A 16,733-nucleotide genomic window follows, 5' to 3' on the forward strand; every position below is an offset into this window, starting at 1 on the left:
GGGCCTGGAAAAAGCCGGGGCGCAGCCCCGCTTTTTCCAGGGGCGCGGGGAACTGCGCGACCAGCCCCCACCGGACGGACGCTTGGGGGTCAAAGGGGCGCAGCCCCTTGAGGATGGGACGGGTAGGGGCGGCGGGGGCGAATCCATCTTGAGACTAGCCGCACGTAATGGCTACGGTCACCCCATGCCCCTTACGTTCCACCTGGACCCACCCCTCACCCCCACCCTCCACGACGGCATCCTCACCCTCTGGACAGACGTCACCAACACCGGCGGAGCCGTCGGCTTCGTCCCCCCGGCCACCCGAGAAACCATCCGCCCGGAACTCCTCAAGCACCTCACCGCCATGGCGGAAGGCCGACACCGCCTCCTCCTCGGCCTGGACGACACCGGCACCCCCGCCGCCACCGCCTTCTTCAGCTTCAACACCCACCGCCTCATGACCCACTGGGTCTGGCTCTACACGGTGATGATCCACCCCTCCCACCAGGGCAAGGGCTACGGCCGCGACCTGATGAAGGCCGCCGAGACCGCCGCCCGCGGCTTCGACGGCATAGACGCCATCCGCCTCACCTGCCGAGGCGGCCTCGGCCTGGAGCGCTTCTACGCCTCCTGCGGCTACAAGGAGGTCGGCCGGGTCCCCGGCGCGATACGTGTAGCCCCCGGCGACCACCGCGACGACGTCACGATGCTCCTGCCTCTGATCTGAGGCCCCGCACCCCCGTGCAAGATCGCCCCCCGACCGTGCTTCACTGGACGATGCCCTGCGAACAACGGTGGCACTGTTCGGAACGGATACGGAAGAGTGGATTGAGATGCTCCGCTACACACTGATGCGCCTCGGTATCTTCGTGGGCTGCTTCGTGGTCGTCTGGGCCCTCGTCTACTCCGGCGTCGCCCCGCGCGGCCTCGGCGCGTCCAACGGCATGTGGATGGTCGTGCTCGCGCTCCTGGTCTCCGCGCCGATCAGCTTCGTCGCCCTCCGCAAGGAGCGCGACCGGGCCTCCACCCAGATCGCCCCCCGCCTCGACCGCTCCATCGGCCGCGTCAAGTCCAACCTCGCGGCCAACCGCAGCCAGGAGGACGAGGCCGACGACGCGGCCCGCACCCCGGGCCCGCGGGCGACCGCCGAGACCGACGAGGCTGCCGGGACCGACAAGACCGCTGCGACCGAAGAGGCCGCCAAGGCGGACACGGCGGCCGCCCAGCCTGCGTCCGGCAAGGCTTCGTAGGACCCTACGCGGCCGTACGCGGCTGTACGCGGACCGTCGGCAGCCGCCCTCACCGACCCGCGAAACGAGATCACCCGCCCGACGCCCAGGTCCCTCCCCGCCGTCGGAACCGTACGCTTGCCCGCATGGGTGCTGTGAAGAGCAAACGGATGCCTCGTGCGGTACGGGAACAGCACATGCTGGACGCGGCGGTGCGGACGTTCGGGCAGCGTGGGTACCGGGCGGCGTCGATGGACGAGATCGCCGAACTGGCGGGTGTGTCCAAGCCGTTGGTGTACCTGTACCTGAACTCCAAGGAAGACCTCTTCACGGCCTGCATCCGCCGCGAGGCCAAGGCGCTCACCACGGCCGTACGCGCGGGTGTGAACCCCGAACTGCCCGCAGACCGCCAACTCTGGGAGGGGCTGGGGGCGTTCTTCACGCACACCGCGCGCAACCCCGACGCCTGGGCCGTACTGCACCTCCAGGCCCGTACGCACGGGGAACCGTTCGCCGCCGAAGTGGCGGCGATGCGGGAGGAGATGGTCGCGTTCGTGACCGGGCTGATCCTGGTCGCCGCGCGGGAGGCCCGGCGTGACCCGTCCCTGCCCGAGCGGGAGGTCGCCGGTCTGGCCGAGGGGCTCGTCGGCGCCGCCGAGGCGCTCGCCGCCTGGGCCAACGCGACCCCCGGCATCACCGCGCGCCAGGCCGCGACGACCTTGATGAACTTCGCGTGGGCCGGTCTGGGCGACCTGATGGAGGGGCGTCCGTGGACACCGCCGGCTGCGGGGTGAGGGGGCGGTTCGTGGCGGGGTGCGGGTCCGGTGGGGGCTGGTCGCGCAGTTCCCCGCGCCCCTGAAAAAGCGGGGCTGCGCCCCTGCTTTTTCGGCCCGAAAGGCCGGAGGCCTTTCAGGGGCGCGGGGAACTGCGCGAGAAGCCCCACCCACCCGCACCCGACCCCACCCTCAGGCGACGAGCGGATACACCTGCCCCCGCACATGAACACGCCCTCCACCCGCCCCGCCCGAGCCTCCTGATCCGGTGGCGTCAGCCAACCCCGCCGCACCGCTCCCGCGCAGCTCGAACCCACCCCACGCCCGCCCGTCGGCCATGTACGTCACCGCCCCCGGCAGCGGCACCGGCGCCCGGAACTCCGCGCGGACGAGGGTCGCCGGGGGCGCGCCGTGCTCGGCGAGGCAGCGGGCCACGGTCCACATGCCGTGGGCGATGGCGTGGGGGAAGCCGAACAGCCGCGCCCCGAGCGGATGCAGATGGATCGGGTTCCGGTCGCCGGACACGGCCCCGTACCGCCGCCCGACATCCCCGCCCAACCGCCACTCGACAACGACGGGGACACCTTCCCGCCCACCCCCGACCGACTCGCTCCCGCCGCCCCACCCCTCCCGCGCGGGCGCGTCCCCGTGCGCCCGCGCGCCCCCGTGCCGGGCCAGGTACGTGCTCCGGGACTCCCACGCGATCCCGGCCCCGTCCCCTGCCCCGGCCTCGCCGCCGGTCTCCTCCCCGTCCCGTACCTCCGTGACAACCGTCGCCTCGGTGCCGCGCCGGTGGGGCGTCAGCTGGTCGACGTACACGGTGATCTCGTACTCCCCGGTCGCGGGCAGCCGTCGGCGTCGGGTGATCTCGATCGAGGTGTGCACCAGCCCGAGGAGGGGCAGCGGGAAGTCCCGGCCGGCCATGATCCGCATGGCCGACGGAAACCCGAGGATGTGCGGGTACGTCAGCGGAACGGCGTCCTCCCCGGTGGGGAACCCGCAGACCCGCTCGTACGCGGCGAGCCGGGCGAGGTCGATCCGGACACCGGGGAGGACGAGCCGGGGCAGCCGGGTGGGGGAGACGAGCCCGGAGGCCGCCACGCGCGGGAGTCTGAGGCTCTTGCCCGGGGAGAAGAGGGCGCCCCTGGCGAGAAGAGAACCGAGGGAGGGTGCTCGGGTGAGGGTGACGGTGGGCATCGGACGGTCTCCCTTTCCTCGCGCCGGGCTCCGCTCCCCGCGCCGGACTCCGCTTCCTTACTCGCAAGTCAGGTTACCCGAGGTAATGGCCGATGAGCTGGCTTGTGCCGCCCTAGAACTGAATGACCCTCAGGTAACTTGGCGCGCCCTTGACCTGCGAAGGAGTCGTGACCGAGCGGTCTGCGACACTGCACATCCCCGGCCCGGTTCCATCTCCGGACCATCGCCACACTCACACCAACCTCACACACCAACCCCGTACGATCCGGACACACCGAACGCCCAGGAGCCGCCCGTGTCCCACCTCGAAAACACCGAACCCGCCCTGGTGGAACCCGAGTTGAAGCGGCTGGACGGCACCGTGCGGGAGGCGTACGTCCCGGCGCTCGCCGCGCCCGTGACCTACGGCTCGCTCGCGGACATCCCGTTCGACAACGCGACCCACGCCCCCGACGCGGTCGTCCTCAGCCGTAAGCACGCCGGCGGTACGGACGGGGAGCACGACGACGGCCGGTGGCGGGACGTCACAGCCGCCGACTTCGCCGCCGAGGTGCTCGCGCTGGCGAAGGGCCTGATCGCCGAGGGCCTCATGCCGGGCGACCGGATCGCGATCATGGCGCGGACGACGTACGAGTGGACCCTCCTGGACTTCGCGGCCTGGGCGGCGGGCCTGGTCACGGTCCCCGTCTACCCCACCTCCTCCGTCTTCCAGACCCGCTGGATCCTCCAGGACTCGGGCGCGGTGGCCCTCGCCGTGGAGACGGGGAGCCAGGCCGCCGCCCTCGGCCCCGAACTCGACCGCATCCCCGACCTGCGCCACATGTGGGTCTTCGAGAAGGGCCACCTGGACCGGCTCGCCGAACTGGGCCGAGACGTGTCCGACCAGGAAGTCGCCGTACGGCGTGGGGTGTTGGGCCCCGACACCCTGGCGACCCTGATCTACACCTCGGGCACGACCGGCCGCCCCAAGGGCTGCGCCCTCACCCACGGCAACTTCTGCGCCGAGGTCGACAACGCGATCGACCTCCTCTACCCCATCTTCCGCGCGAAGACGGACGAGGAGGCCTCCACCCTCCTCTTCCTCCCGCTCGCCCATGTGTTCGGCCGTATGGTCGCGATCGGGTGTATGCGGGCGAGGGTGCGCCTCGGCCACTCGCCGAGCTTCCGCACGGAGGACCTCCTCGCCGACCTCAAGTCCTTCCGCCCGACGTTCCTCCTGGTCATCCCCTATGTGCTGGAGAAGGTCTTCAACACGGCCCGCGCCTCCGCCGAACGCATGGGCCGCGCCTCCTCCTACGACCGCGCCTCCGCCGTCGCCCGCCGCTACGGCGAGGCCCTGGAAGCCGAACAGCACGGCACCGGCCCCGGCCCCTCGGCCTTCCTGAAGACCGCCCGCACCTTCTACGACCCCCTGGTCTACCGGCGCATCCGCAAGGCGCTGGGCGGCCGGGTCCGTTATGTCATCTGCGGCGGCAGCCCTCTCGGCCGGCGGCTGGCGGCGTTCTACGCGGGCGCGGGCATCGACGTCTTCGAGGGCTACGGCATGACGGAGACCACCGCCGCCGTCACCGTGACCCCACCCGACCGGCCCCGCCTGGGCACCGTGGGCCGCCCACTCCCCGGCACCCGGGTCCGGATAGCCGCCGACGGCGAGATCCTCCTGCACGGCGGCCAGATCTTCCGCGGCTACTGGGACCCGCAGGCCGGTGGTGTCGTCCCCGCAGGCCCCGACGGCTGGTTCGCGACCGGCGACATCGGCCAGCTGGACGACGAGGGCTACCTCACGATCACCGGCCGCAAGAAGGAGATCCTGGTCACCGACAGCGGCAAGAACGTGGCTCCGGCGCCGCTGGAGAACTGGCTGCGCTCCCACCCCCTGATCGCGCACGCCATGGTCATCGGCGACCGCCGCCCGTACGTCACCGCGCTGCTGACCCTGGACCCCGAGGGCATCACCCACTGGGCCCAGATGAACGCCAAGCAGGACACCCCCCTCGACCGCCTGGCCGAGGACCAGGATCTGCGGGCCGTCCTGCAACGCGCGGTCGACGAGGCCAACCGCCTGGTCTCACGCCCCGAGTCGATCCGCCGGTTCACGATCGTCCCCGGCGGTTTCACGGAGGAGGCGGGCCACCTGACCCCGTCGATGAAACTGCGCCGGGAGGTCGTGGAGAGGTCCTTCGCGACGGAGATAGAGGGCCTTTACGAGTAGGAGCCCGCTACGAGTAGTAGCTCTCTGTGCGGGGTGGCCCTACCCGTCCTGCTTGCCGGCGGCCGGGTCGCCCTCCCCCAACTCGATCCACCAGTGCCCGTCGTCCTTGACCAGCAGCAACTCCTGTCGCTGGTCGGTCCTGTCGTAGGTGAGCCGGACGGGGTTGAAGTAGTCGACGCTCCCCTCCAGCACGGTGACGTCGACGTGCCCGCGAGCCCCTTCGCCGAACTCCCGCACCTGCTCGTAGGCGGCGCCCCGGGTCCCGTCGTACGCGGGCCCCGCCAGCTCCATCAGCCCCTCCACGTCCCCGGCCTTGAGCCGCTGGACGTAGACCCGCACGAGGGTGTCGACGTCCTCGGCGGTCCGCGCGACATCGGGATACTCGGACTTCGCGGCCCTCACGGTGACCTCGACCTCCGGCGAGCCGGCGAGCGCGTACGGCGCCCGGAACCAGCCCCACCACACGGCGCCCACGGCCCCGAGCACCAGAGCCAACCCGCCGCACCACAGCACGGCACCGCGCTTCCCCATCGTCCCCACCCCGTCGCCCCCACTGCCCCGACCGACCACCGGCCGCTCCCCCCAAGACCGCCCCCGACCACATCCGGTTCCACCCCCCAACGAAACCTCGTCGCCGTCGGGGTGGTCGCTTCAAGGATCTCCGCTGGTTTGGCGTGACGCCGCCGGGGCGATCCGTGTCGAAAAGGCCATCGGGGAAAAGGTCGCGCGGAAGCGTAGTGGTGGGGTCCTCAGGATTTCCACATTCCGTGCGTGAATTACCTGTCTCCGCTCCTTCTCCTCTCCCCTCCGTCACTGGGGGAACTCCGGCCCCGGCAAGGAATTGCGAGCAAGCCGAAATCCCGTCAAGGAATGCCACCGGCACTTTCCGGACTTTGCTCGCGAGGGCGTGAACGAAACCGTTCCTGCATATCTACGATTTCGAACCATGGCCGACACGGGCTGCCTCGGGCCCACCCCGCACCGTCCGAAAGGAACAGGAAATGGCTGATCTCAACGTCCTGATCGCGTTCGACGCGGCCACGATCGTCGAACGTAATCCCAACGCGTCGAGGAATCCCGACGCGCCGACGTACGCCGACGAGAGCCTCATCTACATGACGACGCGCCACGACCACATCATCGGGACCTCGGGCGCCGAACTGAACCTCCGCGCCGAGCCCGGGGACACCATCAGGTGGCGGGAGACGACGCTGTCGCTCGGCAGCGACTACAAGGCATTACTGTACAAATACGTGAGCAGCGACCCCGGACACCAGCTCATCCGCACCCCGGAGATCGAGGTCATCGACGGCGTCTATCCGCTGCCGAAGGAAGGCTCCGAAGGCCGGCCGGACTTCGTGACCCAGAACTACCAGGACCACTATTGGCGGACGACGGTCAAAAGGGTCGGCAAGGTCGTCTACCACTTCTCCTTCCAGATCCTCGACCGCCACCGCCAGTTGCAGGGCTACTTCCAGTGGGACCCCTTCATCACGATCGAGAACCCCTGAGCAGGACGTCCGTCACGCTCACGCCCTCGGAGGCGCCGAAGGTTTCGGTCGTCACTCCGAGGTCCGTGGCGGTGACCTGAAGGGCGATGTGGTCGCTGCCCACGCGTAGGTCGAGCCTCGCCCGGGGCTCGCCCAGGTGGTCCGGCACACGGTGGACGCGGGCCGCCGGGTACCTCAGGCTCGTCAGCTTCGTCAGGAGGGCCGCGTAGTCGGTGACGTCCGTGGTGGAGAAGGCGTTGGCCACGCGCCGTGCGTGCCGGTCGGCGACGCACTGCTCGGTGGGGTCCAGCCGCACCGGGTCGTAGGGGTCCACCGGCAGCGGATCGACGGTGCCGTCGCCGGGAGGCGCCGTCGGGCCGTCGCCGTCACCGACGTCCGGGGCGCAGAACTGCCAGAAGAGGTCGTTCATCTCGAAGAACCGTGTCTCCGCGGCGTCGTCGCCCACCGTGGCGGCGGCGCTCGCGGAGGCCGGAGCGGCGGCCAGGGCGCTCGGCGCGCCGTAACCGGTCAGGAGGGCACCGCCGAGCGCGGCCACCAGTACGTACTTCGGCAGAAGATTCGATCGCATGCCCGAACCATGCCGCTCGTCGGCGACCGCTCACATGAGTACCCGTACTCAATCCACCAGGTCGGCCGCCGTGAGCAGGCGGGTCAGGTCCGTCCGGGAGCGGACGTGCAACTTCCGGTAGATCCGGGTGAGATGGGCCTCGACCGTCTTGCGGGACACGAACAGCGACGCCGCGGCCTCCGTGTTGTTCAGGCCGCGGGCGATCGCGCGCGACACCTGGAACTCCTGGGGCGTCAGCTGGTTCAGGGCACCGCCCATGCCGCTCGTGCCACCGGCGGCGGACCGGGCGGTACCCGGGACGCCGCCCGCCGCCGCGAGTTCGCCGGCCGCGCGCCGGGCCCAGGGGACCGCGCCCAGCCGTTCGAAGCAGGCCAGGGCGGAGGCCAGCGGGGCGCGCGCGGCCCCCGGGCGGCGGTAGCGGCGCAGGACCTCCGCCTCGCACAACAGGGTCCGCGCCCAGTCGAAGGGGCCCGTCGTCCGCTGGTGGGCCGTGAGCGCCGCACCGAAGTACGCCTCCGCCTCCTCCGGAGTCCCCGCGAGCAGCCCCCGGACCCGGGCCGCCGCCGCCTCCGCCGACGCCAGGCCCGTCTCCCGGGCCCGTTCCTCCAGCCAGGACACCACCTCGGCGGCACGCGGCGCGTTCCCCGCCCGTACGTGCGCCTCCGCCAGGTCCGCCGCGAAGGGGACCACCTCGGGGTTCCCGATGCCCTGCTCGATCGCCAGTGACAACGTTTGCTCCAACTGGTCGACGGCCGCGTCGTGGTCACCGTGGGCCAGCGCCGACAGCCCGAGCACCGCCGTCATGTGGAATTCCTGGCAGCCGATGCCGTACGTCCCGCACTCCCGCCGCGCCCGCGCCACATGCTCCTCGCACTCGACCCGTTCACCCCGCAGGGCCTCCAGCCGGGCGAGGCAGTACAGCGTGTAGCTCACGCACGTCAGCTGGCCCAGCTCCTCCGCCCAGCGCAGGGACTCCGTCAAGTCGCCGCGTGCGGAGGCCCATTGGCCGATGCGGGTCTCCAACTCCCCCCGTACGGCGAGGGTGAAGCCCAGCACGCCCACCGCGCTGTGCCGCCGGGCCGACTCCACGGCCGTGTTGAGCAGCCGGCGCCCCCGCGCGAACTCCTCCGCACGGCTCCACGCCTGCCCGGCGATCGCGTACACCTGCTGGTCGCGCACGGGGTCGCCGCCGCCGTGCCGGTCGGCGGCCTCCAGCATCTCGCGGCCCCGCGCCGTACCGCCGGACATGATCAGGGCCCCGCCCAGCATCGACAGGCTGTACCAGCGTTCGGGGCCGGACTCGGAGGCGAGGGCGAGGGACTCCTCGGCGACACGGACGGCCGCCGGGACATGCCCGTCCAGCCGCGCGGCGGCCGTCGCCTCCGCCAGCAGCAGACACGCCCGGGTGCGGTCGGAGTCGCGGACGGCGTCGGCGGCGTTCATGAGCAGGCCGTACGCCTGCGCCGTCTCGCCCCTCCAGGTGTGCATACGGCCCAACAGGCCCTGGATGGCGGCGCGTACGGCCGGGTCGGGGGTGATCCGCAGGGCCTCCTCGCACCACTGCGGGCCCGCCGGGGAACCGCTGAGCAGGGCGTCGGAGGCGGCGTGGTGGAGGCGGTCGGCGCGGGGCGCGGGGTCGGGGGTGAGCTCGGCGGCGCGCCGCCAGGCCAGGGCCGACTCGCCGAAGGCGCTGCGCCGACGGGCCTCCCGCGCGGCGTCGGCGAGCGCCGCCGCGGCCTCCTCGTCGGGGCCGGGCGTCGCGGACGCCCGGTACCAGGCGTGCAGCGAGCCGGTGCTCACCTCGGCCAGCGCCTGGAACGCGGCGTACCGGTGCGCGAGGGGGGCCCGGCCCAGCACCAGCGCGCGCAGCACCGGGTGGTGGAAGTCAAGCCCGTCCGCCGTGGCCGTGATCAGGCCGTCCTCCTCGGCGGGGGAGAGGGCGTCGAGCGAGAGCCCGGCCGCCTCCAGCGCCTTCCGCAGCGGGCCCGCCGCCGTCGAGCGACTGGCGGCCAGGACGACCAGGGCCCGGCGGGCGGTGTCCGGCAGACCGTCGATCCGGTCGGCCCAGGCGCGCTCCAGATGACTGCCCAGGGACGGCGGATCGAGCAACGGCCGCTCGCCGCGCGCCTGTTCGTCCGTCAGCGCGCCCGCGATCTCCCGCAGGGCGAGCGGATTGCCACCGCTGACGCGTACGAGGTCGGCGAGGACGTTGGGGGTCACGCGGCCCTCCAGCAGGGCGGCGCACTCCTCCGGCGCCAGCCCGCCCACCTGCACGGTGGGGATGCTGCGACGCGGCCCCGACTCGCCGTGGTCCTCCCGGGAGCCCAGCGCCAGGGCGACACGTTCGCTGGAGAGCCGGCGGGCGACGAAGAGAAGGACACGCTGGGAGGAGGGGTCCACCCAGTGCAGGTCGTCGACGAGGACGACGACCGGGCGCTCGTCGCCCAGCGCCGCGAGGACGTTGAGGGCGCCCATGCAGGCGGCGTACGGGTTGCCCGGCGGGTCCGCCGGGTCGCCGCTCAGGGCCAGACAGGACTCCAGGGCCGAGCGCTGGGCGCCGGGGAGTTCCCTGAAAAGGGATGAATGGGGCATCAGTAGGTCGCCAAGGGTGGCGAAGGGGAGCACGGTCTCGGTCTCGATACCCCGGGCGCGCAGGACCGTGGCCGGGGCCGCGCCGGAGCCACCGGCCCTCGCGCGCTCCGCCGCGTAGTCGAGCAGGGCCGTCTTCCCGATGCCGGGTTCGCCCCACAGCAGCAGGGCCGCCCCACCCGCCCCACCCGCCACGAGCAGGTCGTCCATCAGCCGGCGTTCCCGCTCCCGACCGACGAGTCCCCGTAACAATGCGCCACCTCCTGGTGCCCGCCTGTGCCCGGCCCCGCCCGTCCATCATCCCCCAGGGGGAGTTGTCAGGGGAGATGTAGGGACTTCCCGGAAGCGACGGGGGGCGCCCCGGGCCTTCAATGGTTCACGGAACACAGCACCACAGGGGAATCGCATCGGGGGATCGCGAGGAACCGAAGGAACAGAAAGAACAGAAGAACCAAGGGAAATAGGGGAAATGAACCAGGTCGCGGAACTAGGGGGACGGCCCATGCCGGCATCCGTGGGACGCGGGGATCTCACCTCGGGATCCGACCGGCTCGACTCGGTCGAGATCAAGGTGACGTTCTCGGGTGCGGGCGCGGCCGCCGCGACTTGGGCGCTGGCGCCGGACACCGGGGGAGCCCGGCGCCGCGTCTACTTCTGTGAGGCCCTCGCCCGCTCCACGGCGCCAGGTCACCTGCCGCTTCTGGATGCGGGGCTGATCCTGCGCCTACGGGCGGGGAGCGGGCGGGGCGGGGCCGTGACCGCGGAATTGCGGCCCTGTCGCCGGTCCCGGCTCTCGGAACGTTGGCTGCGCTTCCGTGAGCAGGGACCGGATTCCTTCCACCTGGCGGGCGCCTGGTCGGGCGACCGCCGGGTGCTTTCCGCCGCGCTCGTCTCCGACTGCGGGCGTACGGCCGTGGAGGCCGCCGTCGCAGGCGGCGAGCCGCTGGACCTCGTCTTCTCCGACCGGCAGCGTGCCTTCCTCGCCGACTGCGCCGACATCGACGTGGGGTTCGGCTCGCTCGACGTCCTCGGGCCCGTGGACACGGTGCGCTGGCGCGGGGTGCGTCTCGATCATCATGAAGTGACCGTGGAGCGCTGTGTGTTGGGTGCCGACCCTGCCCTGGAGTGGCTGGAGGTCTCCGAGCGGGTGGCTCCCGAGGGGGCGGAGGTCGTGCAGGCGTCCCTGACCGCGCTCCTGCGGGGGAAGGGGCTCGAACCGGATCTGGGGCGGGGGGTTCGGGTGCGGCGGGTGCTGGAGTCGTTGGCCGCGGAGGGGGCCTGACGGTCGGCCGGGGGAGTGACAGAGGGAGGGGGGAGCGGGCTGGGTCGGTCTCTCGGGTGCGGGTTCGTCGTGGCTGGTCGCGCAGTTCCCCGCGCCCCTTCGGGGCGCGTTGTCGTTGGAGCCTGGCTGCGATCGCTGCCCGGCCCCCGCGCTATCCCACCCCCAGTGCCCGCAATCCCGCCGTGGTCGCCGCCGCGGCCAGGACCACCGTCGCGAACGGGGCCCTTCGCCATGCCAGCGTGCCGCCCACCAGCACCCCGGCGGGCCGTGCCCATCCGGCGGAGCCACCGCCCTCGGTCAGGGCGCCCGTGGCCAGCAGCGCCACCAGCAGCACCACGGCGGCCGCGGCCAGCAATTCCCGCACCCGTACGGGGATCTCGACCCGTCCGTGCAGGGCGGGCCCGGTGAGCCGCAGGGCGTACGTCCCCACGGCGAGCGCGAGCATCGCGCCGATCACCCCGTCGCTCATGAGGCACTCCCGTCCACCCCACCGGCCGACGTGCGCCACACGATCAGCCCGGCCAGGGCCAGCAGGACGGGAACTCCCGTCGGGGTCACCGGAGTCGCGGCCAGGGCGACCATCGCACCGAGCAGCGCGGCCCGGCGTACGGGCGGCCGTTCCCGCAGGGCGGGCAGGACCAGCGCGGCGAGCACGGCGGGGAAGGCGGCGTCGAGGCCGTACGTGGTGGTGTCGCCCAACGCGGTGCCGGCCAGGGCCCCGGCCAGGACGCACACGTTCCAGACGGCGAACAGGCCGAGCCCCGAGACCCAGAACGCGACCCGGCGCCGTACGGGATCGCTCTGCGCCAGGGCGAAGGCCACCGTCTCGTCGGTGACGAGGTGCGCGCCCACGAACCGCGCGGTCCTCCCCGGCCCCAGCAGGTCGGCGACCGCCAGGCTGAACGCCGCGTTGCGGGTGTTGAGCAGCAGACCCGTGGCCGCCGCCGCGAACGGCCCGCCCCCGGCCAGCAGGATCCCGACCGCGCTGAACTGCGCGGCCCCCGCGTACACGACCAGCGACATCACCACCGGCACCCACACGGGCAGTCCGCCCGCCACCGAGATCGCCCCGAAGGAGACACCGACGACGCCCCCGGCGGCGCAGACGAGGGAGATGTCCCGGAAGAGCGCGGGGTCACGGACCTGGGATGTTCGGAGCAGCGAACGCATGTTCTCTACAATGAACATCAGCCATCGTGTTCGTCAAGGCGAACGATCGTACTTCTGGAGCGAACGACATGCCCGACGCAGCCTCCGAGGGAGCGAAACCCCCGTCCCGGCTCCCGCTCGACTGGATCGCCGCCTCTCTCCGCAGGGAGCGCACCCGCGCCGGTCTCTCCCTCTCCGAGCTGGCCAAGCGCGCCGGGATCGCGAAGTCGACGCTGTCCCAGCTGGAGGCGGCGAGCGGCAACCCGAGCATGGAGACGCTGTGGGCGCTGGGCGTCGCGCTGGGAGTGCCGTTCAGCGCGCTGATCGAGCCGCCGATGCCGGCGGTGCAGGTGGTCCGGGCGGGGGAGGGGCCCACCGTCCACTCGGAGCACTCCAGTTACACGGCGGTCCTGCTGTCCGCCAGCCCGCCGGGCGCGCGCCGCGACCTCTACCGGACCCGGCTCGAACCAGGGTCGGTACGGGAGTCGGAGCCGCACATCCCGGGGACGGTGGAGCACCTCACCGTGAGCACGGGCCGGGTGAAGGCGGGCCCGAGGGGCGAGGAGGTCGAACTCGGCCCCGGGGACTACATGGCGTTCCGTGGCGATGTGCCGCACTCGTACGAGGCGCTCGCCCCCGGAACGACCTTCGTCCTGGTGATGCAGCACAGCTGAGAAAAGGGGACGGGAAAGGCAGGAGCCCCTGCGCCGAACGGCGAGGGGCTCCTTGGGTACTGCTCTCAGACGTCGTCAGAGGGGCATCCCTCGGATCGAACGGTTCAGACGGGGGTGACGTTCTCCGCCTGCGGACCCTTCGGGCCCTGCGTCACGTCGAAGGAGACCTGCTGGTTCTCCTCCAGCGAACGGAAGCCGCTCGCGTTGATGGCGGAGTAGTGGACGAAGACGTCGGGGCCGCCGCCTTCCTGGGCGATGAAGCCAAAGCCCTTTTCGGCGTTGAACCACTTCACGGTTCCGGTAGCCATAAGCCCTCCTTGGGCCCAAAGGGTTGCCCTGTTCCAGAACCCTGCAAGTGTGAAAACAAGATGCCGCACAACTGCATACGTCTGAAAAGACGAGAGCCCGCGGTCACATGCTCCGCAGGCTCTGTACTGCAAGGGAAACCAAACTGCAACTTGCGGGCGAGCCTAGCACGCGCGCAGGGGAATGCAATAGAGGGCAAGATCACGTCACCCGGATGTTTGAACCGCTCGGGTCTCGGCTTGACGGATCGCCTCTACTGCCCCGTGTGCCCCACCGGCGACACGCCGTCGAAAGCATTGACACGGGGTGTACGACCGGTTTCGGGAGCACCTCGGGCCCCGGAGCCCGCACCGTACCCCATGAGGGCTAGCCTCGCGATGTGGACAATTCTCGCAACCGGCCGCGCGTCGGCCACATCCAGTTCCTGAACTGCCTGCCCCTGTACTGGGGGCTCGCGAGAACGGGCACGCTCCTCGACTTCGAGCTCACCAAGGACACCCCCGAGAAGCTCAGCGAGCAGCTGGTGCGCGGGGACCTCGACATCGGGCCCATCACCCTTGTCGAGTTCCTGCGCAACGCGGACGACCTGGTCGCCTTCCCCGACATCGCCGTCGGCTGCGACGGCCCGGTGATGTCGTGCGTGATCGTCTCCCAGGTGCCACTCGAACGCCTGGACGGCGCACGCGTCGCCCTGGGTTCCACCTCGCGCACCTCCGTACGCCTCGCGCAGCTGCTGCTGGCAGAGAGCGTCGGCGTCCAACCGTCGTACTACACCTGCCCGCCCGACCTCTCGCTGATGATGCAGGAGGCGGAGGCGGCCGTGCTCATCGGTGACGCGGCGCTGCGTGCGAACCTGCTCGACGGGCCCACCTTCGGCCTGGAGGTGCACGACCTGGGCGCCATGTGGAAGGCGTGGACGGGGCTGCCGTTCGTCTTCGCGGTGTGGGCGGCGCGGCGGGAGTACCTGGAGCGGGAGCCCGAGGTCACCCGCAAGGTGCACGAGGCGTTCCTCGCCTCCCGCGACCTGTCCCTGACCGAGGTGGACAAGGTCGCCGAACAGGCCGCCCGCTGGGAGGCCTTCGACGAGCGGGTCCTGGAGCGGTACTTCACGACCCTCGACTTCCGCTTCGGCGGGCCCCAGTTGAGCGCGGTCGCCGAGTTCGCGCGGCGGGTCGGCCCGACCACCGGATTTCCGGCGGACGTGAAGGTCGACCTGCTTTCCTGAACCCTTTCCCGCGAAGTCCCGGTGAACTTCCCGGAATTCCGGTTGACGAATTCGCCGTTCTGTGGGATTGACTGCGAGACGGATCGCCGACGCCCGCATTCCCTTCGCGCGTACGGCACTACGCTGGAGACGCGGGGAGGTACGGGGGAGGTGTCGTCCATGCGACCGCTCGATGTCGACGAACCCACGGCCGTGGGGCCCTACCGGCTGCTCGGCCGGCTCGGGTCGGGCGGGATGGGCCGCGTCTATCTGGGGCGCAGCGCGGGCGGCCGTACCGTCGCCGTCAAGGTGGTGCACCCGCACTTCGCCCTCGACGAGGAGTTCCGCGCCCGCTTCCGGCGGGAGGTCGACGCCGCCCGCCGCGTGGGCGGCGCCTGGACCGCGCCCGTCCTGGACGCCGATCCCGAGGCATCGGTCCCCTGGGTGGCGACGGGCTACGCGGCCGGTCCGTCCCTGGCGGCGGCGGTGACGGACGGCGGCCCCCTGCCGCCCCACTCCGTCCGGGTCCTGGGCGCGGGCCTGGCGGAAGCGCTGGCGGCGGTGCACGCGCTGGACCTCGTCCACCGGGACGTGAAGCCGTCGAACGTCCTGCTCACGGTCGACGGCCCGCTCCTCATCGACTTCGGCATCGCCCGAGCCACGGACGGCACCGCCTCCCTGACCTCGACGGGCGTCTCGATCGGCTCCCCCGGCTACATGTCCCCCGAGCAGATCCTCGGCAAGGGCATCACCGGCGCGGCGGACGTCTTCTCCCTCGGCGCGGTCCTCGCGTACGCCGCGACGGGTCAGTCCCCGTTCCCCGGTGACTCCTCCGCCGCCCTCCTCTACAAGGTCGTCCACGAGGAGCCCCGGCTCGACGGTCTGGAGGGCGACCTGCGCGCCCTGGTGGAGGCCTGCCTGTCCAAGGACTCCTCCGCCCGCCCGGCCCCCGACGAGATCGCCCGCACCCTGGCCCCCCGTGGCGCGGCCCACCTGGTGACGGCGGGCTGGCTGCCGGGCCCCCTGGTGGAACAGGTCGGCCGCAGCGCGGTGCACCTGCTGAACCTGGAGGCGGCGGAACACGTCCCGTCCGGGCCGGTGGGGTTCAGCAGTCCGTCGGTGGGGGTGGAACCACCGGGCCCCGCGGCCCCTTCCGGTGAGGCGAAGGCCGAAGTCCCGGCCGCGAGCGGGGTCTTCGGGCCGCCTCCGGTGATGTCGCCGCACACGCCGCCACCGACGACACCGCCGCCCGTGACTCATGTGCCGGGGCAGCGGGCCGACTCCGCGTCGGCGGACACGGCCCCACCGCCGGGCAAGCTGTCGCTGAGCGTGGCGGCGGCGTCCACGACCACGGCGAACGGGCGGGGCCGACGGGTGAGTTGCTCGGTGGCCCTGGCGGTCGCGGGCGCGTTCGCGGTGGTGGGCCTGGGCGCCGTGTTCGGACTGGGCATGCTGAACGGTGACGACAAGGGCGGCGAGGCGGCGGGCAAGGCCCCGTCGGCGAGCAGCGCCCCGACCGACGGCGGCCAGGACTCGGAACCGCACGACGGGGCGGGCGACCTGCCCGGCAAGTACGTCGGCACCTGGGAGGGCGACGGCTACGCCCTCGACGGCAACCTCCCCGCCGGCACCTTCACCATCACCCTCGAACAGGGCTCCGTGGGCGACCGGTTGGGCACGTTCCGCTCCGTCGACCTGCTGGGCGGGGCCTGCGACGACACGTTCGTCCTCAAGGAGGTCGCCGAGGACCACATCCTCGTCACCAGCATCGCCGACACGAAGAACAACCCCAAGACCTGCACCAGCAACACCCACGAGGTCACGCTGACCCCCGTAGGGGACGAACTCCGCTACACCTCCAACAACGCGGCAGCGGGCGACCCGACGGCCCGCCTGGCCAAGGTGAAGTAAGAGGCGCCGGTTGTTCGGGTGCGGGTGGGTGGGGGCTTCTCGCGCAGTTCCCCGCGCCCCTAAAAGCTCCAGGCCCTGCGGGCCTGGAAAAAGCCGGGGCGCAGCCCCGCTTTTTCCAGGGGCGCGGGGAACTGCGCGACCAGCCC

At 71.9% G+C, this 16,733-nt stretch carries 16 protein-coding genes; 9 read left to right on the plus strand and 7 right to left on the minus strand.

Annotated features, from left to right (window positions below; translation table 11 throughout):
• Positions 1–184: 184 nt before the first annotated feature.
• From PUR53_RS10730 to PUR53_RS10740, 3 genes are all read left to right on the plus strand, one after another.
• On the plus strand, positions 185–709 hold the full coding sequence (locus PUR53_RS10730; protein ID WP_329895633.1) for a GNAT family N-acetyltransferase: 525 nt from the start codon (positions 185–187) through the stop codon (positions 707–709).
• A 106-nt stretch (positions 710–815) separates the two neighbouring features.
• The gene (locus tag PUR53_RS10735; protein WP_329908128.1) at positions 816–1,232 is read left to right on the plus strand and encodes a DUF4229 domain-containing protein; all 417 of its coding nucleotides are present in this window, start codon (positions 816–818) and stop codon (positions 1,230–1,232) included.
• Positions 1,233–1,357: 125 nt separating this feature from the next.
• Positions 1,358–2,005: a TetR/AcrR family transcriptional regulator gene (locus PUR53_RS10740; protein WP_329908129.1), complete on the plus strand. Its 648-nt coding sequence runs from the start codon at positions 1,358–1,360 to the stop codon at positions 2,003–2,005.
• A 171-nt stretch (positions 2,006–2,176) separates the two neighbouring features.
• On the opposite strand, the gene PUR53_RS10745 is transcribed toward PUR53_RS10740, so the two are convergent.
• Positions 2,177–3,181 (minus strand): MaoC/PaaZ C-terminal domain-containing protein, encoded by a 1,005-nt coding sequence (locus PUR53_RS10745; RefSeq protein ID WP_329895636.1) that lies wholly within the window; start codon positions 3,179–3,181, stop codon positions 2,177–2,179.
• 295 nt (positions 3,182–3,476) lie between these two features.
• On the opposite strand from PUR53_RS10745, the gene PUR53_RS10750 reads away from it, so the two are divergent.
• Positions 3,477–5,393: an AMP-dependent synthetase/ligase gene (locus PUR53_RS10750; RefSeq protein ID WP_329895637.1), complete on the plus strand. Its 1,917-nt coding sequence runs from the start codon at positions 3,477–3,479 to the stop codon at positions 5,391–5,393.
• A 39-nt stretch (positions 5,394–5,432) separates the two neighbouring features.
• Here the strand turns inward: PUR53_RS10750 and PUR53_RS10755 are convergent, their stop codons facing one another.
• On the minus strand, positions 5,433–5,924 hold the full coding sequence (locus PUR53_RS10755; RefSeq protein WP_329895638.1) for a hypothetical protein: 492 nt from the start codon (positions 5,922–5,924) through the stop codon (positions 5,433–5,435).
• A gap of 470 nt (positions 5,925–6,394) precedes the next feature.
• On the opposite strand from PUR53_RS10755, the gene PUR53_RS10760 reads away from it, so the two are divergent.
• Positions 6,395–6,904 carry an inclusion body family protein gene (locus PUR53_RS10760; RefSeq protein ID WP_329895639.1) on the plus strand — a complete coding sequence of 170 codons (510 nt, stop codon included), beginning with the start codon at positions 6,395–6,397 and terminating at the stop codon, positions 6,902–6,904.
• On the opposite strand, the gene PUR53_RS10765 is transcribed toward PUR53_RS10760, so the two are convergent.
• Both PUR53_RS10765 and PUR53_RS10770 read right to left on the minus strand, forming a co-directional pair.
• On the minus strand, positions 6,885–7,472 hold the full coding sequence (locus PUR53_RS10765; RefSeq protein ID WP_329895640.1) for a hypothetical protein: 588 nt from the start codon (positions 7,470–7,472) through the stop codon (positions 6,885–6,887). The two genes, PUR53_RS10760 and PUR53_RS10765, sit on opposite strands and share 20 nt — an antisense overlap.
• Before the next feature lie 48 nt (positions 7,473–7,520).
• The gene (locus tag PUR53_RS10770) at positions 7,521–10,313 is read right to left on the minus strand and encodes a helix-turn-helix transcriptional regulator (RefSeq protein WP_329908130.1); all 2,793 of its coding nucleotides are present in this window, start codon (positions 10,311–10,313) and stop codon (positions 7,521–7,523) included.
• Positions 10,314–10,563: 250 nt separating this feature from the next.
• On the opposite strand from PUR53_RS10770, the gene PUR53_RS10775 reads away from it, so the two are divergent.
• Positions 10,564–11,343: a hypothetical protein gene (locus PUR53_RS10775; protein WP_329895642.1), complete on the plus strand. Its 780-nt coding sequence runs from the start codon at positions 10,564–10,566 to the stop codon at positions 11,341–11,343.
• A 151-nt stretch (positions 11,344–11,494) separates the two neighbouring features.
• Here the strand turns inward: PUR53_RS10775 and PUR53_RS10780 are convergent, their stop codons facing one another.
• Positions 11,495–11,812 (minus strand): AzlD domain-containing protein, encoded by a 318-nt coding sequence (locus PUR53_RS10780; RefSeq protein ID WP_329895643.1) that lies wholly within the window; start codon positions 11,810–11,812, stop codon positions 11,495–11,497.
• Positions 11,809–12,513 (minus strand): AzlC family ABC transporter permease, encoded by a 705-nt coding sequence (locus PUR53_RS10785; protein ID WP_329908131.1) that lies wholly within the window; start codon positions 12,511–12,513, stop codon positions 11,809–11,811. Before PUR53_RS10785 ends, PUR53_RS10780 begins: the two co-directional genes overlap by 4 nt.
• A gap of 68 nt (positions 12,514–12,581) precedes the next feature.
• Between PUR53_RS10785 and PUR53_RS10790 the strand changes: the two genes are divergently transcribed.
• The gene (locus tag PUR53_RS10790) at positions 12,582–13,166 is read left to right on the plus strand and encodes a helix-turn-helix domain-containing protein (RefSeq protein ID WP_329908133.1); all 585 of its coding nucleotides are present in this window, start codon (positions 12,582–12,584) and stop codon (positions 13,164–13,166) included.
• A 104-nt stretch (positions 13,167–13,270) separates the two neighbouring features.
• Here the strand turns inward: PUR53_RS10790 and PUR53_RS10795 are convergent, their stop codons facing one another.
• The gene (locus PUR53_RS10795) at positions 13,271–13,474 is read right to left on the minus strand and encodes a cold-shock protein (protein WP_003992177.1); all 204 of its coding nucleotides are present in this window, start codon (positions 13,472–13,474) and stop codon (positions 13,271–13,273) included.
• A 377-nt stretch (positions 13,475–13,851) separates the two neighbouring features.
• Between PUR53_RS10795 and PUR53_RS10800 the strand changes: the two genes are divergently transcribed.
• Positions 13,852–14,697: a menaquinone biosynthetic enzyme MqnA/MqnD family protein gene (locus PUR53_RS10800; RefSeq protein WP_329895646.1), complete on the plus strand. Its 846-nt coding sequence runs from the start codon at positions 13,852–13,854 to the stop codon at positions 14,695–14,697.
• Positions 14,698–14,856: 159 nt separating this feature from the next.
• Positions 14,857–16,587: a serine/threonine-protein kinase gene (locus PUR53_RS10805; RefSeq protein WP_329908135.1), complete on the plus strand. Its 1,731-nt coding sequence runs from the start codon at positions 14,857–14,859 to the stop codon at positions 16,585–16,587.
• Positions 16,588–16,733: the final 146 nt, after the last annotated feature.

The organism is Streptomyces sp. SP18BB07 (assembly GCF_036322545.1).
Classification (GTDB): domain Bacteria; phylum Actinomycetota; class Actinomycetes; order Streptomycetales; family Streptomycetaceae; genus Streptomyces; species Streptomyces deccanensis.

Coding starts and splice junctions, on each gene's coding strand:
- PUR53_RS10805 (WP_329908135.1), top strand. CDS start 14,857: ATGCGACCGCTCGATGTCGACGAACCCACGGCCGTGGGGCCCTACCGG.
- PUR53_RS10745 (WP_329895636.1), bottom strand. CDS start 3,181: ATGCCCACCGTCACCCTCACCCGAGCACCCTCCCTCGGTTCTCTTCTC.
- PUR53_RS10760 (WP_329895639.1), top strand. CDS start 6,395: ATGGCTGATCTCAACGTCCTGATCGCGTTCGACGCGGCCACGATCGTC.
- PUR53_RS10775 (WP_329895642.1), top strand. CDS start 10,564: ATGCCGGCATCCGTGGGACGCGGGGATCTCACCTCGGGATCCGACCGG.
- PUR53_RS10790 (WP_329908133.1), top strand. CDS start 12,582: ATGCCCGACGCAGCCTCCGAGGGAGCGAAACCCCCGTCCCGGCTCCCG.
- PUR53_RS10735 (WP_329908128.1), top strand. CDS start 816: ATGCTCCGCTACACACTGATGCGCCTCGGTATCTTCGTGGGCTGCTTC.
- PUR53_RS10755 (WP_329895638.1), bottom strand. CDS start 5,924: ATGGGGAAGCGCGGTGCCGTGCTGTGGTGCGGCGGGTTGGCTCTGGTG.
- PUR53_RS10795 (WP_003992177.1), bottom strand. CDS start 13,474: ATGGCTACCGGAACCGTGAAGTGGTTCAACGCCGAAAAGGGCTTTGGC.
- PUR53_RS10780 (WP_329895643.1), bottom strand. CDS start 11,812: ATGAGCGACGGGGTGATCGGCGCGATGCTCGCGCTCGCCGTGGGGACG.
- PUR53_RS10785 (WP_329908131.1), bottom strand. CDS start 12,513: ATGCGTTCGCTGCTCCGAACATCCCAGGTCCGTGACCCCGCGCTCTTC.
- PUR53_RS10730 (WP_329895633.1), top strand. CDS start 185: ATGCCCCTTACGTTCCACCTGGACCCACCCCTCACCCCCACCCTCCAC.
- PUR53_RS10765 (WP_329895640.1), bottom strand. CDS start 7,472: ATGCGATCGAATCTTCTGCCGAAGTACGTACTGGTGGCCGCGCTCGGC.
- PUR53_RS10740 (WP_329908129.1), top strand. CDS start 1,358: ATGGGTGCTGTGAAGAGCAAACGGATGCCTCGTGCGGTACGGGAACAG.